The 14,394-nt window shown below is 61.9% G+C and carries 14 protein-coding genes and 4 pseudogenes; 9 read left to right on the top strand and 9 right to left on the bottom strand.

The window, feature by feature from the left end; all coding sequences use genetic code 11:
* Positions 1–8 precede the first annotated feature (8 nt).
* Positions 9–1,822: pseudogene (locus tag KZO24_RS13290) on the bottom strand (glycoside hydrolase family 15 protein).
* On the bottom strand, positions 1,819–2,643 hold the full coding sequence (gene otsB, locus KZO24_RS13285; protein WP_486486356.1) for a trehalose-phosphatase: 825 nt from the start codon (positions 2,641–2,643) through the stop codon (positions 1,819–1,821). Before otsB ends, KZO24_RS13290 begins: the two are co-directional and overlap by 4 nt.
* A gap of 227 nt (positions 2,644–2,870) precedes the next feature.
* Between otsB and KZO24_RS13280 the strand changes: the two are divergent.
* From KZO24_RS13280 to KZO24_RS13250, 7 genes and pseudogenes are all read left to right on the top strand, one after another.
* A pseudogene (locus tag KZO24_RS13280) lies at positions 2,871–3,916 on the top strand (mannose-1-phosphate guanylyltransferase).
* A 166-nt stretch (positions 3,917–4,082) separates the two neighbouring features.
* Positions 4,083–4,835, top strand: a complete 753-nt coding sequence (locus KZO24_RS13275) for an HAD-IIB family hydrolase (RefSeq protein WP_285021714.1) — start codon at positions 4,083–4,085, stop codon at positions 4,833–4,835.
* A 44-nt stretch (positions 4,836–4,879) separates the two neighbouring features.
* A complete protein-coding gene (locus tag KZO24_RS13270; RefSeq protein WP_486486355.1) occupies positions 4,880–5,437 on the top strand; it encodes a hypothetical protein in 558 nt (185 codons plus the stop codon).
* A gap of 88 nt (positions 5,438–5,525) precedes the next feature.
* A complete protein-coding gene (locus KZO24_RS13265) occupies positions 5,526–5,984 on the top strand; it encodes a Dps family protein (RefSeq protein WP_008827646.1) in 459 nt (152 codons plus the stop codon).
* Positions 5,985–6,039: 55 nt separating this feature from the next.
* Positions 6,040–6,216 carry a hypothetical protein gene (locus tag KZO24_RS13260; protein WP_486486354.1) on the top strand — a complete coding sequence of 59 codons (177 nt, stop codon included), beginning with the start codon at positions 6,040–6,042 and terminating at the stop codon, positions 6,214–6,216.
* Positions 6,217–6,579: 363 nt separating this feature from the next.
* The gene (locus KZO24_RS13255) at positions 6,580–6,840 is read left to right on the top strand and encodes a hypothetical protein (protein ID WP_036526832.1); all 261 of its coding nucleotides are present in this window, start codon (positions 6,580–6,582) and stop codon (positions 6,838–6,840) included.
* 146 nt (positions 6,841–6,986) lie between these two features.
* Positions 6,987–7,362: pseudogene (locus KZO24_RS13250) on the top strand (transposase); the annotation flags it as partial.
* Between the two features lie 273 nt (positions 7,363–7,635).
* On the opposite strand, the gene KZO24_RS13245 reads toward KZO24_RS13250, so the two are convergent.
* The 4 genes from KZO24_RS13245 to KZO24_RS13230 form a co-directional block, all read right to left on the bottom strand.
* Positions 7,636–8,970: an IS5 family transposase gene (locus KZO24_RS13245; RefSeq protein WP_486486113.1), complete on the bottom strand. Its 1,335-nt coding sequence runs from the start codon at positions 8,968–8,970 to the stop codon at positions 7,636–7,638.
* A 323-nt stretch (positions 8,971–9,293) separates the two neighbouring features.
* On the bottom strand, positions 9,294–9,587 hold the full coding sequence (locus tag KZO24_RS13240) for a helix-turn-helix domain-containing protein (RefSeq protein WP_486486353.1): 294 nt from the start codon (positions 9,585–9,587) through the stop codon (positions 9,294–9,296).
* 2 nt (positions 9,588–9,589) lie between these two features.
* Positions 9,590–9,829, bottom strand: a complete 240-nt coding sequence (locus KZO24_RS13235; RefSeq protein WP_486486352.1) for a hypothetical protein — start codon at positions 9,827–9,829, stop codon at positions 9,590–9,592.
* 90 nt (positions 9,830–9,919) lie between these two features.
* Complete coding sequence (locus tag KZO24_RS13230; RefSeq protein ID WP_486486351.1) at positions 9,920–10,228, bottom strand: hypothetical protein; 309 nt, start codon at positions 10,226–10,228, stop codon at positions 9,920–9,922.
* 912 nt (positions 10,229–11,140) lie between these two features.
* On the opposite strand from KZO24_RS13230, the gene KZO24_RS13225 reads away from it, so the two are divergent.
* Positions 11,141–12,067 carry a HEPN domain-containing protein gene (locus KZO24_RS13225; protein ID WP_486486350.1) on the top strand — a complete coding sequence of 309 codons (927 nt, stop codon included), beginning with the start codon at positions 11,141–11,143 and terminating at the stop codon, positions 12,065–12,067.
* Positions 12,042–12,194, top strand: a pseudogene (locus KZO24_RS13220) (sigma factor-like helix-turn-helix DNA-binding protein); the annotation flags it as partial. The gene KZO24_RS13225 and the pseudogene KZO24_RS13220, both read left to right, overlap by 26 nt.
* A 187-nt stretch (positions 12,195–12,381) precedes the next feature.
* On the opposite strand, the gene KZO24_RS13215 reads toward KZO24_RS13220, so the two are convergent.
* From KZO24_RS13215 to KZO24_RS13205, 3 genes are all read right to left on the bottom strand, one after another.
* Positions 12,382–13,278, bottom strand: coding sequence for a hypothetical protein (locus KZO24_RS13215; protein WP_486487208.1), 897 nt, complete (start codon positions 13,276–13,278; stop codon positions 12,382–12,384).
* The gene (locus KZO24_RS13210) at positions 13,265–13,459 is read right to left on the bottom strand and encodes a helix-turn-helix domain-containing protein (protein WP_486486349.1); all 195 of its coding nucleotides are present in this window, start codon (positions 13,457–13,459) and stop codon (positions 13,265–13,267) included. The genes KZO24_RS13215 and KZO24_RS13210 overlap by 14 nt, the downstream gene beginning before the upstream one ends.
* Positions 13,460–13,535: 76 nt before the next feature.
* Entirely contained in the window at positions 13,536–13,868 is a 333-nt protein-coding gene (locus KZO24_RS13205; protein WP_486486348.1) for a CopG family transcriptional regulator, read from the bottom strand.
* Positions 13,869–14,394 lie beyond the last annotated feature (526 nt).

Raw genomic sequence — 14,394 nt, 5'->3', positions numbered from 1 at the left:
GGCGTGTTTTAGCGCCAGTCCCGCCATGACCGGGAGAGCTGCCCGGCACAATTGATGATACCCACTAGCGAATAGGTCTGGGGAAAGTTCCCCCAAAGCTCTGAGGTTTCGAAATCCATATCCTCGGACAGGAGGCCGGAGCGCGTGCGGTGAGCCAGCATCGCTTCGAAGAGTCGCCGGGCCTCCTCATCCTCTCCGCTGCGGTGAAGCGCCTCGATCAACCAGAAGGTGCAGATGTTGAAAGCTGTCTCGGGAAGCCCGAAATCGTCTTCGCTGTCATAGCGAAGCATGTGCTCGCCTCGGCGCAGCGCCTTCTGAACGGCTTTCAGCGTTGCGCGAAACCGGGGATCTTCCGGCGGCAGATAGCGCAGTTCCACCATCTGTAGCAGGCTTGCGTCGAGTTGCGACCCGCCGAAGCTGGCCGCATAATGCCCGCCTGCGTCATGACCTTCCACTTCGTGCCAAGCGCCCGCGTCAATGTTGGCACGTATGGTGTCCGCCCGGTCGCGCCAGAAGGCAGCGCGCTCGTCCAGACCGAGATACTGCGCGGCGTTGGACAGGCGGTCGCACGCGGCCCAGCTCATGACGCTGGAATAGGTGTGGACCGCAGTTCGGGTGCGCAATTCCCACAGGCCGGCATCGGGCATATCGTGGGTCTTCCATGCCATTTCGCCGACCTGCTCGAGGCTGCGAAAATCGTCCTCGTTGGCGATGCGCAGCAGGCGCTGGTCGAGGAAGCTTTGGATCGAAGGCAGCACGATCTGGCCGTAGCAGTCGTTCTGCACCTGGTAATAGGCCGCGTTGCCGACGCGGACGGGCCCGGTGTTGCGGTAGCCCGGTAGGTCGGCGGCCTCCCACTCGATGATCTCCTTGGCGCCGCTGACCGCATAGAGGGGCTGGATGACCCCGTCAGGTGCATCGGCAACGATGTTGCGCAGATAGGCAAGGTACTTCTCAAGGACGTCCAGGGCACCAAGATGGTTGAGGGCCTGAACGGTGTAGTAGGCATCGCGTATCCAGCAGTACCGGTAGTCCCAGTTCCGCTGGCTGCCCGGCGCTTCGGGGATGGAGGTCGTCAAGGCCGCGACGATCGCGCCGGTTTCCTCGTGCTGGCACAGCTTGAGCGTGATGGCTGCCCGGATTACCGCATCCTGCCAGTCGAGCGGAGTGGCAAGGCCGCGCACCCACAGGCGCCAGTAATTGCCGGTCCGCTGGAGCATCGTCTCAAGATCATGCTCGACGTTTCCGGCAAACGGCTCATCCGGGCCAAGGAAGAAGTGCAGCGGCTTTTCCAAGCGAAACGAGCGCTCGTCGAGCACGTAGCCGACCGGCGCATCGGTAGTCAGGCGCAGGGAATTGCGCTCCACCAGATAACGAATGTGGTTCGAACCCTGTGTGATCGGGGCGAGTTTCGCGCCATATCCGCTCATCGGGGTGAGGATAGTGCGAATGCGCGGGGCTCCGGATACGGGCCGGACGATGCGCGCGAAGGCAACCGGGCGGTACATGCGGCCAGATCGTTCGAAGCGGGGCGCGAAATCGTAGATTTCCACCGCTCCTCCGCTCGCGTCTTCAAGCCGGGTCACGAGGATGGGTGTATTGCGCAGATAGTGTTGCTGGACGGAGACTTGGTTCTCCAGTTCAAAGCGCCAGGTGCCAGCATCCTGCCCCCGTCTCCGCGAAGCAGGGCACAGAAAGTGGGATCTCCGTCGACGCGCGGAACGCAGCCCCAGACGATGGCGCCGGACTCGTTGATGAGAGCGCTGACCTGGCAGTTGCCGATCGGCCAGAGTTCCAGCGAAGTCGGTACGGGCGACGTCATGGGCGGAAATCTCCTTTATGAACGGCCTCGAGGCCGGCTTGCAGCCATCTGTGCACTTCGGCGACGCCGTCGAGGCGAGAAGTGGCTGCGGTGGTTCGAGGGGCGCCAACCAGCACGCCCTCGCCATCGTACCGACGCACGGCCGCAAATGCGTCCTCGTCGGTCACGTCGTCTCCTATGAAGATCGGAATGGCGCCGTCGAACGCCGGAAGGGCCATGAAGCGCTCTACGGCCGAACCTTTGTCCGACCCGGGCATCGTCACTTCGATCACCTTTTTGCCGTGCTTGATGGCCAGGCCGAATTTGGCAGCCAGGTTTTCTGTGCAGGCACGAAGATCAGGCAGCACTTCAGGATGATGGCGGTAATGGATTGCCGCGCTGAATGGCTTGGGTTCAACAAGAAGTCCGCCGCTTGCCCGGGCGAAGCGGTTGAGCTCGTCAACAACTGCGCCGGGCAGCGGGGCGGCGAGGGGCTCGATCTCGGCATTTGCCGCGGGCCGGAATTCGCCGCCGTGCGATCCTGCGATAGCCAGGCTGATCGGCCCCAGCAAAGCCTCGAGAGCAGCGATAGACCGGCCGGTGACGATCGCCAAACGGCCGTCGAGCTTACGGGAAAGACGCACGAGAAGCGCAGGCAATAGTTCCGAAACGACGACGTCGTCCGGGTGATCGGCGATCTCGACCAAGGTCCCGTCGAAATCGAGGAAAAGGGCCGTCGATTGGGAAAGCCGGAGGCGAGGAGGCGGGCCGAGGACAGTATCATTGGTAAAAATGGGGGCTCGATGCGCCGCCTGTGACGGGCCGTCGCTCGATTTGATCATCTATATTTCAGCCTTGCACCAAGTTCATGCCCTTCTTGAAGGGCTGCCAGATGGTTCAATCACATGCTGCGCCGCAATTGGTCACTGGTCAACGGACGAGCCGCCTTTCTGTTCCATTCCAATCTGACGAATCAGAGTTATTTGGCTCTGCCCTGTTGCATCGCAGCACCCCCTAGCTATTACCGGTGTTCCTAGAGAACCGTGTCTCCGTGAGTGACCTTTCGGCCATGTCTATACTCGTCCCTGTCATTCTCTGCGGAGGCAGCGGCACGCGGCTGTGGCCGCGCAGCCGGGCCGCAATGCCCAAGCCGTTCCTCCCGCTGGTCGGCGAAAGCACCCTGTTCGAAGCGGCGCTGGCACGGTGTCCCGGTTCCGAGGGTTTCGCGGCCCCGGTCGTGGTGACCGGTCACAAGCACCTGGCCCACGTCGAGGCGCAACTCGGCGCGGTCGAGGGGGCGCAGGTGATCGTCGAGCCCTCGGCGCGCAATACCGCCGCTGCCATTGCGCTTGCCGCCTGCCGCCTTCCCGAGGACGCGGTGATGCTGGTCTGCCCGAGCGACCACCACATCGGCAATACCGAAGCCTTCGCCGTCGCCGCAGCCGCTGCGGCGGGGCTGGCGCAGCAGGGCTGGCTGGTGTCGTTCGGCATCGAGGCGACGCGGCCCGAGACCGGCTTCGGCTACCTCAAGCGCGGCGATGCGATCCCCGAGCACGGCGGTTTTCGCACCGCGCAGTTCGTCGAGAAGCCGGATCTGGAACGCGCCAAGGCGTTTCTTGCCGAGGGATCTACGCCTGGAACGGCGGCATCTTCGCGTTCCGGGTCAAGGACTTCCTCGCCGAACTCGCGACGCACCGGCCCGACGTCGCCGCCAGCGTCGCCGAGGCGGTGGCGAAGGGCGCCGAGGATGGCCAGCGCTTCCATCCCGACGCGGCAACCTTCGCCGAGGTGCCCAGTGTCTCGGTCGACTACGCGGTGATGGAGAACACGACCTGTGCGGCGATGGTGCCCGCCGACATGGACTGGTCGGACATCGGCAACTGGCAGGCGCTGCACGAGGCGCTTGAGACCGATGCGGACGGCAATTCGGTGCGCGGCTCCGGAACGGTCGAGATGGTCGACTGCCGAGGCGTGCTGGTCGACAGCGACGGCCCGCGCGTATCGGTAATCGGTCTGGAAAACGTGATCGTCGTTGTCGATGGCGACGACATTATGATCACCACGGTTGCGGGCGTGCAGAAAGTGGGCAAGCTCGCCGGTGCGGTCAACCAGTAGGCGGTGAGCGAAAGGCGCTTGTGCCTGATCTCAATCTTTCCCAATGGCCAGGCATGGCAGTGTACGGCCGATTGGCCATCACAAGGTCGGTTTCTGCGATACCACGGAGGCCGAACCATGAACCTTCTGATCATCGGGTTTCTCGCCGGTTCTTAAAGGATGTGGAATGAAGAAAATCGTTGCGTTCGATCTCGACGGTACCCTGGCGCTGAGCAAGCAGCCGCTGACGGAGGAGATGGCGGAGCTTCTCGCACAGTTGCTCACCGTTGCGCAGGTGGCCGTCATTTCGGGCGGTGACTGGCCGCAGTTCGACAAGCAGGTCGCCAGTCGTCTACCCGCGCATGCCGATCTCTCGCGCTTGTGGATGATGCCGACCAGCGGCGCCAAGCTCTACCTGCACAGCGACGGCGCGTGGTCGCCGGTCTATGCGGAACTTTTCACCGAGGAGCAGAAGCGGGAAATCCTCGATGCCTTCGACGCCTCGCTGGCCGCGACCGGTTTCACGCCCGAGGAGACCTGGGGTGAGCGTATCGAGGACCGCGGCAGCCAGATTACCTTCTCGGCACTGGGCCAGCAGGCCCCGTTGGAGGCGAAGGAATACTGGGATCCGGACTTCGCCAAGCGCAAGGTGATCCAGGCTGATCTCATCAAGCGCCTTCCGGGCGTGTCGATCAACCTCGGCGGTGCGACTTCGGTGGATGTCACTCAGCCCGGCGTTGACAAGGCGTGGGGTCTGCGCCGCCTTGCCGAGCGCAGCGGGGTGGCGGAAGCGGACATGCTGTTCATCGGCGATGCGATCTTCCCGGGCGGCAACGACTATCCGGCCAAGGCGATGGGCCTCGACACCGTCTGCGTGCGTGATCCGGCCGATACCGCCAATGTGATCACCGCGATCGTCGCCTGCCAGAAGGCGGGCTGAGAGGGCTCGCCCGGAGTGCCGGACGCGGGCATGGTACAGGCCTGATGCCCGCTTTCTACCTTACCTTCCTGGCCGTCCTCCTGGCGGGGCTCGGCGCGCGTGACCAAGTCACGATCGCCGGGCTCGCGCTCGGTCAGGGACGGCGTCCGGCCGTTCTGGTCGTGGCAATCCTCACCAGCATCGCGACCGCTACGCTGGCGGCCTATGCGGCTGCGCTCATGCTCGTCCAGTTACCGCCGCCCGCGCGCACCATTTTCGCGGCCATCGCCCTCGGCATGGCCGGGATTGAATCCATGGTGCTGGCGCCCCGCCGCGATCCGCGCGAGCCGACCAACTCGCTTGGTGCGCTCGCACTGGTATTGCTGGCGCATCAGGTCACAGATGCGCCGCGCTTTCTCGTTTTTGGCATGGGTGTGGGACTTGCCGGTCCGTGGCCGGCAGGAGCCGCTGGAGCTATAGGAGGCATGATGCTTGTCGCTTTTGCGTGGGCGAGGCCCGACCTTCTGGCGACGCCGGTGGCGCACGGGATGCGCCGGGTAGTCGGCGCCCTACTGCTGGTCACGGCGATCACCGTGTTCCTCCGGCAAATCGGCATTCTCTGATCGATTTTTGCAATCGAACCTATGCTTTCCAATCGCGTTTCTTGGGCTTAGTTCTGTTCACAACACGACAAATCGAGGGAATCCGAAAATGACGTCCAAGGACAACTCCCAGGCCGCGCTCATTGACAGCCTCAACGGGCTGCTGGCGGACACTTTCGCGCTCTACGTGAAGACCAAGAATTTTCACTGGCATGTCCGGGGCCCGCAGTTCCATGACCTGCATCTGCTGTTCGATGCCCATGCGACCGAGATCTTCGGCCTGACCGACCTCATCGCCGAGCGGGTGCGCAAGCTCGGTGGCAAGACCTTGACCTCGATCGGGGCGATCGGCGCCAAGGCCACCATCAAGGACGAGGACGACACCAGCCTCGACGCTATGGCGATGGTCAAGGCGTTGTTCGAGGACAACACCGCCTATGTCGCGACCCTGAAGGCGACCAAGGAACTGGCCGGTGAAGCCGGCGACAACGCCACCGACGGAATCATCGACGACTGGACTGACCAGGCCGAGCAGCGCGCCTGGTTCCTGCGCGAGATTCTCGCCTGACTCATTCCGCAGTGGGCACGGGAGCGCCGGGGCGCTCCCGTGCCCCCAGAGTGATATGATCGAAGGCGCAGGCGGCGTCGCTATTGCCATGCGGCTTGCCGAGGGCATGAACGCGGCGCTGGGCGTCCCAGAAGAAATCGTCGGCCCCGCCTGTGAGCATTTCCTGCGGGGCGAAATGGGTGTGGCCATTTGCTGGAACACCAACGACGCACACGTCCGGCAAAAATATTGACTTTACAAATTTTAAGGATCTACCGCCTGCAAGACTTTGACACATATCCGTCTTCGGCGAAAAAGCGCAGCGGATTATGCCAAATTAAGTAGAAACCCAGTTTTTCCTCTGATCAGGGATTTGCATTTCATACGCTAATTTTGCCGTGATATTTAGCTAATTCAAGATATGCGCAGCGATTCATCGCTGGCAGAGCACGCTTCATCCATGCGCGCTTGAGTTGCGATGGACCTTTCCGCACCCATTGTGCACTGCAGCGAATTGTGTCCGATCCTCCCGGCCAACTTGAATGTATGCTGCAGGTCACTTCGGTGAAATCAGGGCGGCAGTGAGGATCCCTTTCTCGACGTCGAAAGGATATCTATGATCAAGAAAACTCTGCTCTCTCTGAGCGTCGCGGCGATGGTCGCCGCTCCTGTGGCGGCCCAGGCTGGCACCACCGCTTCGGCTTCGGTTGGTAAGATTTCCAACCTCAGCGGCGTTGGCGCTCGTCAGTCGTCCGTTGTTAAGAAGAAGAACAACGCTGAATCCGGCACCATCATTCTCGCCGCTGTTGGCGTGGCTGCGGTAGGCGCTGGCATCTACGTCATCGCTGACGATGATAACAAGTCGAACGGCTCCTGATCTTTTTCGGGAACGCAGACTAAGAGTGGGATGGCCGGGGCGGCATACCGCCCCGGCCATTTCGTTTTGGGCAGGCTTTCGTACGGAGAAAACAAGTCGCCACGTAGGTCACCGGCCTGGGCATTGGCCGAAATTGTGAGGGAATCCGCGCCACCGATGCCATCGCTGCCGAGGAGGCCCTGACAGCCTTCGAGGCCGGCGAATGGGGTCGGCGCTATCCTGCGATCGGCCAGAGCTGGCGGCCGTGCATGGGCCGAGGTTATCCCGTTCTTTGCCTTCCCCGACGAGGTCCGCCGCATCGTTTATACGAAAAACGCCATCGAGGCGTTGAATGCCCAGCTTCGACGGGCGGTCAGGGCCAGGGGGCACTTTCCCAGCGACGATTCAGCGACCAAGCCGCTCTATCTGATCTTGAACCGATCCGAGAAAGAGTGGAAAATACCGCCACGTGAATGGTCCATGGCCAAGGCCCAGTTCGCCGTGCTGTTCGCAGAACGCTTCATCAAGGCCATGGCAGCGTAATGTTCAACCGCCCGCCCCCACACGGAATTCCTGACAGTCCCATCCCACCCAAATCAAACCAGAAGCAAAAGATCGACTGCGACTTTCACGCCTACCGTTGGAGACACCTCGTCGAAAACTTCTCTGCAGCCTCAAAACGTTCCGGCGCGTCGCCACTCGCTACGAGAAAACCGATCAGAGCTAGTCGGCCGTGAACAATGCGATGTTCGTTTCGGCGACGGGTAGATTGCGTCCGATGTGCCGTGAGGGGTTTATCGAACTGGTACGCTGCTTTCAGGCAGCGCCCATTTCGGGCAGGACTGGGGATAGCCAGGCGGCGATGAGGGCGCGCAAAAGCGCAGTCAGCCATGCGACGAGCAACCTGAGATTGTGCCCCGCGGCGACCAGGATGGCGTTGATGGCATCGCCGGTGGCACCGGCGAGGTGATTGCGCTCGAGCAGGCCATCGGACTTGGTGTGACCGATGATCGGTTCGATGGCATTTCGTCGCCTGAGCTCGCGCTTGATCGTGGGTGAGGTGATCCCGCGGGTGTGGGCGATATAGACCCTGGCCTGCCCGCCATGCTTGTGCCCCTTGTAGCCGCGATCGACATAAGCCCGCTCAACGGTGACGCCGGTCAGGCGCTCGACTTGCTCGATCTGCCCGGACAGGGTGTGGCCATCATAGGGGTTGCCGGGCAACGCCTGCATGCCGACGATGAACTGGCCGCCGGCGGTGCGGGCGTTTGTCACCGCGATCGAGGTCTTTACCCCGAACTCGTAGCGGGTCCGCGCCTTGCCCTTGGCGATGCATTCCACCTCGGGCGCGTGCAGGGCATAAAGCTTGTCTGTGCTGCCAGCCTTCTGGGTGAGGATCTTCGCCACCCGCTCGCGGACGACGGCAAAGGCGGCCTCGAGTTCCTCATTTCCGGCGATCTTGCGGCCGATGTCGCGGTCGAGCCGGCCCAGCCAGGTGCGAAGTTTGCGCACCCAACGCATCGCCTGCTTGTGACCGCGCCCGTGGATCAGCCGGGAGACATCGCGCCGAGCCTGGCGGCCCACCCGCAGGAATGACTGGCGCAGCTTGATACCGTGCTTGCGGGCAATCCGGTTCAGCCACTCGATGCCGCGTAGCAGCAGGTGGCTGTCGGTGGGATGGGCAATCGCCTTGGTCTGTACAGTCGTGTCCACCGTCACCCGCTCGCAGGCCTGCGGCGGCATTGCCCTGGTTTCCATCGCCACGCGCAGCGTCTCGGCGAGCAGAAGTTCCAGCTTGTCGGCCCCGATCCGGTTCCGCCAGCGCGTCATCGACGAACGATCCAGTGGCAGCTTGTGGCGGAAGTACTGCTCGCCGCAAAAGAATTGGTGGTACGGGTTCTCGACCCAGTGGGCGCAGACGGCTTCGTCCGACAGGCCCTCCATGTGCTTGAGCAGGTGCAGGCCTGCCATTAGCCGCGTCGACAGCCCAGGGCGGCCTTTCTCATGGTAGAACCGTCCATAGGCCGCATCGAACCGTGACCAGTCGATCAGCCCCGCCAATTTCACCAGCGCGTGTTCCATGTCGACCATGTTGTCGAGCTGACTGCGGAACAACTCGTCACTGCGCGGCGCGGGCTTCTTCGGAGGCATCGGCAAAACCTCTTCGTGTCGTCCAACTCAGTGAATCACGACCCGACTTGCGAGGAAAGCCCCTACGTGCACAGGCGCACGTAATCGCAAGCTTTTCGCCCGATTTCCCCAAAACCTTGCAAATTCGATTACTTCATATCCACCAAAACCCACGCCTCCCTGCGGGCTTCAGCGCTTTTCACAGACGACGAGCTATAGGGCCATGATCAATATCGCTGCTCTCAAAATCGCAATTCGCTAAATGTCCACACGCCTTAGCTCTTTCTCAATGCTTTCCAGAACGCTTGTGTGGCTTTTCCTCATCTCGCCCTGCTTGGTAACGATCATGCCTGCACCTTCGCGATAATCCGTTCGATCGTTTTCGGCTCGCGCTCGATGAGAGAGAGGAGGACGCGCGCCGGGGCGTCGGGCTGGCTGCGGTTCTGTTCCCAATCGCGCACGGTGCCGACAGGAAGGTGGTAGGTTTCCGCGAACTGGCGCTGCGTCTTGTGGGCGGCCTTGCAGATCGCCTTAACGTCCACGCCCTGATGGACCACGAAACCCTCCCGCTTGCCCTGGACGTAATCCTTCACGTCATTCAGGCCAGAGATGATGCCCTGGAAGTCTTCGTCGTCCATCTTCATTCGCCTTTCTTAATATCTTTGGCCGCAGATTTTGCCGCCTTCTTCTGTTCCGCCGTCAAGTTTTCCGCGTTTCCCTTCGACAGCATAGTGATCAGGAACACCGGCTGATCGTCGGTCATGTCGCCATCTTCTGGATTGGCGGCCACGTGGGCGATGATGATATCTCGCTCGGCATCTGAGACGCCCGCCTTCTTGGCCGCCGCCAGATAGGTAGGAGTTTCGACGACCGTATGCATGGGGATTATGTACGGGATGCCCGTACCTATTTCAACAGTAGGTTGACCTAATTTCAAACGCGACACTGATTTTTTGCCCTCCCGGTATCGTCAGTAGCACAGACGGTGGGCAGTCAGGCTGACACCGATCGGCTTGCGCACCTCGATGCGGCCCCCGGCGCCGTCAGCGTAGACGCTAAAAATCATGCCCACCGCCCCGTAGCCGTTCTTGATCTGGATGACCTTGGCGCCGTCCGGCGCGTCGAGGGCGGGCACTTTGTTCTTGTTCGCGATACAGAAAGCCACTTCGGCCTGCGACTTGGTCGAATTCACTAATTCGCGCGGCGGCTGGCTCAGCACCGTTTGCGTTGATGTACAGCCCGACAGCAGCGCGAGCGCCGCGATAACGATATATTTCATTGAAACACCCCTGTTTAAGACCGGCGACCGTAATTGAGCGGCCGGGGCGAGTCGGGATGGGCCCTCGCTGCGTGCACGGGGGCATACCCATGCCGGACATGGCAGCGCTATCAGAGCACAGTTCGTTTGACGTGACGCTGATGATCTACGCTCACCCCCTGGTCAGCGAGGATCACCAACAGGATATGGTTGAGAGGCTGGGCGCCAAGTACACAACTGTTCCAGTCTTACTGCCGCAAGGGAGCCAATTTGCGGCAACACTGTTTGATTTCAAACAGACCATAATACTGCCATCAGGAATAGTATCTCGGCGGATTTTCCGAACGCACCCAAGTGTAACGTGTCCGACACTAACGTTTTGTAGCTCTTCGCCGGGACCTTTCGTGTTATCCGTTCTTGCTTTGCGCCGATTCCAATCGCGCGACCTCGCGTTCAAGAACATCCCGAATGAAGGCAGCACGCCTCTGCCGACCGACTAGCTTGTCGATCCGTTCTCCCAATCCGACAGGCAAACGAAGATTGGTTGATTTCAAGTTGAGCGGCGGTCTTCCCATGCAGTCGTCGTAACTCGGGATGAGGCCGGTTCAACTGGAAGTGCAATAACCGGCACCGCTTATTGCGCTTTTCCTTCTGCAGTGCTATAAGCGGTGCCGGTTATGCTGCGGCGCAGCCCGCGGCTCTTTCCGGGTGGCTCAAGGAAGGCAGCCTGATGACACGCTTGGTCTCCGATGATTCGCAGTTCAGCACATCGCGCTGTGCATTGGTCTCTGTCCCAATGCACGGCGTCTATAGGGTAAGCTTAGTACCTACCGCGATCACTCCACCTGATCGTGCCCCGCTGGACCGCGTGGATGAAGCGATTAGTTCTTCGTGCCTAACGTGGCCCCAGCGCAGCTGTTAGGGGAAATTGGCATGATGTTGCGCGGCGACGCCGATCACATACCCGCTCCGGTCCACAAGGAGCTTCTTCGCGTCGCCACGATCCTGTTTGAGGAATTCGAAGAAACAACTAAAGGCCGATGCTCCAAACATTTCAGGGCCGGCCGCGTCCTCGCGCTGGTCCTCCACGGCCCCCATGCGGGGACGGATTGGGGTGAGGTCGCGCCGGGAGAAGCATTCCGCTTGCTGGTGATCGTCAATTACCCTCGGCTGGCGCGCAGCGATCGCGACTGGCGGCACGTGCGCGACAGATTGCGACGCGCATGGGAGCTCGGCGAGATCACCCGTCCGGTGCGCCTCGATGTCGAAAGTCTGGAGCGGATCAACGCTGCTCTTTCCGAGGGCGTGCCGCATTTCATTAGCATCGCCACTCTGGGGATCGCCCTGTACCAAGCCGAGGGTTTGCGGCTTCAATCGCCGCGCAGAATGCCCGCTATGGATCGGATTGCCGCGGGACGCGCGGAGTACGCCCATTGGTACGCGCGTGCCACCGACTTCCTGAACGGCGCTGCCTTCTATCAACGGCAGGACAACACGCCGATGGCTGCGTTGCTCCTGCATCAAGCGTGCGAGCATTCCTATCAGTGCCTATTGTGGTCGCTCACGCTGCACGGACCCCGCACCCACGCGCTGGACGAACTGCGCGAGAGCGCGGAAATGCTGGTGGGCAGTTTGCGGGAGGCATGGCCGCGCGAGACGCCGTTCGAGCGGCGCACCTTCGGCTGCATCCGCCGTGCCTATGTCGAGGTGCGCTATGGGCGCCGCTACCGCATTAGTTGGGAGGAACTGGCGTGGGCGATGGATCGCACCAAAATCCTCCACGAGTTGGTGGCCGCACACTGCAGCATGGAGCTGGAGCTTCCGATGCCCGCCAGTGGGAAGCTATGCCGTGCGTCGTAGGCGAACCACCGACGCACAAATCTGCGCCGTGTGCCGAGCTGTTTACAGGGAGGCGGTGGACAAGCTCCCGCCATTAACGCGGAGCGTGTTCCTGCTCCACCGCGTGGACGAGCTTGCCTACGAAGAGATTGGCAGGAGGCTGGCGATCCCTGTCTCGGCCGTGCAGAACTGTCTGCGCGACGCCTTGCTCGTCATCGACGCGGCGCTTGACGCAATGCCCCCAGCTGCCCAGAAAACGAACTTATCATTGGGGCTGACACGACCTTGCCCAAGCGCCACCGGTGCTGTCGGGCAAGCTGCATATGGCGCGGTTATCACCATTCGTAGGACAGCGGCGCCATGCCGAAGGCGGGCGCGACGACGCTGTTCCAGACCGTCATTCCGGTGCGACCTTCCGCATCCAGCTCGATATGGGCCAGACTTTGAGCAGGTTGCCGGATGGCGACCGGAACGAAGCGCATCCGCAACCCGGACGCCGCGAATTCCCGTGCCGGGAACGTTCGCCAGAGGCCTGCCAGACCCGGGTCCAGTCGATGATGAAGGCAGGGATCTCTCCAGCCCTCCGCCGATGCGAAAAGCGCCCTGACCGGTTCACTCACGCAGTCCTCCACAGAGGGATAAAATCGGCGAGCAGAGGCTTCGGCCAGAACAGTCTCAGGTAGGAGGCGGGCGAACGCCGGATCGCAGTGCTGAAGCGCGAGGGATGGATCGACGACGAGGAAGGGCGGCGCACAGGTCCAGGCATGCCCTGCAATTTTGAGTGGCCCGGGCTTCAGGGCAATCGTCTGCATCTCCCGCCGCAATCCGAGCGCGGGGGCCTCAAGGATTACCGACCCACAGACACCGAAACTCCAGACCCCGAGGCGATCGAGCATGCGGGTCATCATGCAGGATGCGGCAACACACCGGCCCCGCGCATCGTAACTGGCGAACGCCTTCGCGAGCAGACATGTCAGCTTCGGGACTGTCACCCTGACATGGGCCTCGTACTCCGCGGAGATCGGGCGCGTCATGACCCATTCCCCGTAGTGGTCGACATAGGAAGTGTTGGCACTCTCCCGAGCAAGGAACGCCGACTGATCATAGAACCCGAACCGGCGCGTATCGATACCGGATGCCATGAAGTCGGCGGTCAGCAGGTCATGCTGTCGTTCGGCGGGCGACGCTTGCTCCCGGACGCCCGGCATCGACCAATCTTCATCGCAGGTCATGATGGGTCTCGCCGCCCCGCGCTCTCCCGATGAGCGCGCGCAGGCTGCTGACGGGTATGAGGGTCATGGACCCGATCTTCACGATCTCGAGGTCTCCGGAAGCGATGAGCTCGTAGAGACGAGAGCGTCCGATACCGGTAAGCTTCACCGCGGTGGGGATGCGGACCGTGAGCGGCTCCATCGGCAGTTCGTGCGCCGGGGTCCCCGGGTTTGCTGCCTGCGTGTGGGAGCCGGCGTTGTCCTTGGGCGGGCTCGGCCTATGCGCCATGACGATGCTCCAATCCCGCAAGGATATGGCTGAGCAGTTCCTCGGGAAGCCCCCAACCGCGGAAGAGATCGCGGGCGGCTTGGGTACCCGGTTCCAGGAGATGCGGTGCGCGTGCCTCTATGTCGAGCAGGAGGAGCGAAAGCGTGCAGGCCATGATGCCGAGCTGCGCCTGCTGGCTGGCGGCATCGGAAACCCGGCCAGGATACGCCAGACGCTCGAGCGTGGGGCGCACGAGATCGGAGAGGGTGATATTGTAGCGGCGAGCCTGCCGGAGCAACTGATCGTGCAGGCTGTCTTCGAGACGCAGGGATATTCGTGCCATGGAAAGTCCTTGTTCGGACCCCAGTGCGTGGTGAAGCGACACTGTTCTACGTTGTCCGCCAGCCTGCGTAAATCGCTGGCTGACATGTCCGACATCCGACTGCCACGAACTGCCACCGGCAGTCGAAAAATGCCAAGCGAAGACAGGGGCTTGAGGTGATCGACGTGCTGCTCTGGCTGCCGCGGAAGACGATCTGTGCCAGATTGGCAGCCGCTCTGTGCCGCGACATAACCTCGCAATATCAGCCTGTTATGCGAAGCAGCACCCGTGCGTGAGGTGCATTACAAAACGCCCTCGGGCGTGCGTCCGGCCTTCGCGTGAGCCTGCGAATGCGCCCGCCGAATTCTCGATTCGGCGGGCACCATCGATGTTCGCTGAGAACGCCGGTTCGATCTGGAGCGCGGGAAACCCGAAAAGGGCCAGCGAGTACGCCGGCCCCCTTCCTGTTGATGCGGGGCTTCATGTTGGATGATAGGGGAAGATGGCTTCCGTCCGGGGCACCGGGATCGATGAAGCATCAGGACTG

The sequence above is a fragment of the Novosphingobium sp. NFX11 genome (genome assembly GCF_057376415.1).
Note: the sequence above shows the minus strand (reverse complement) of the source record. Positions and strands in the feature narration are given on the sequence as shown.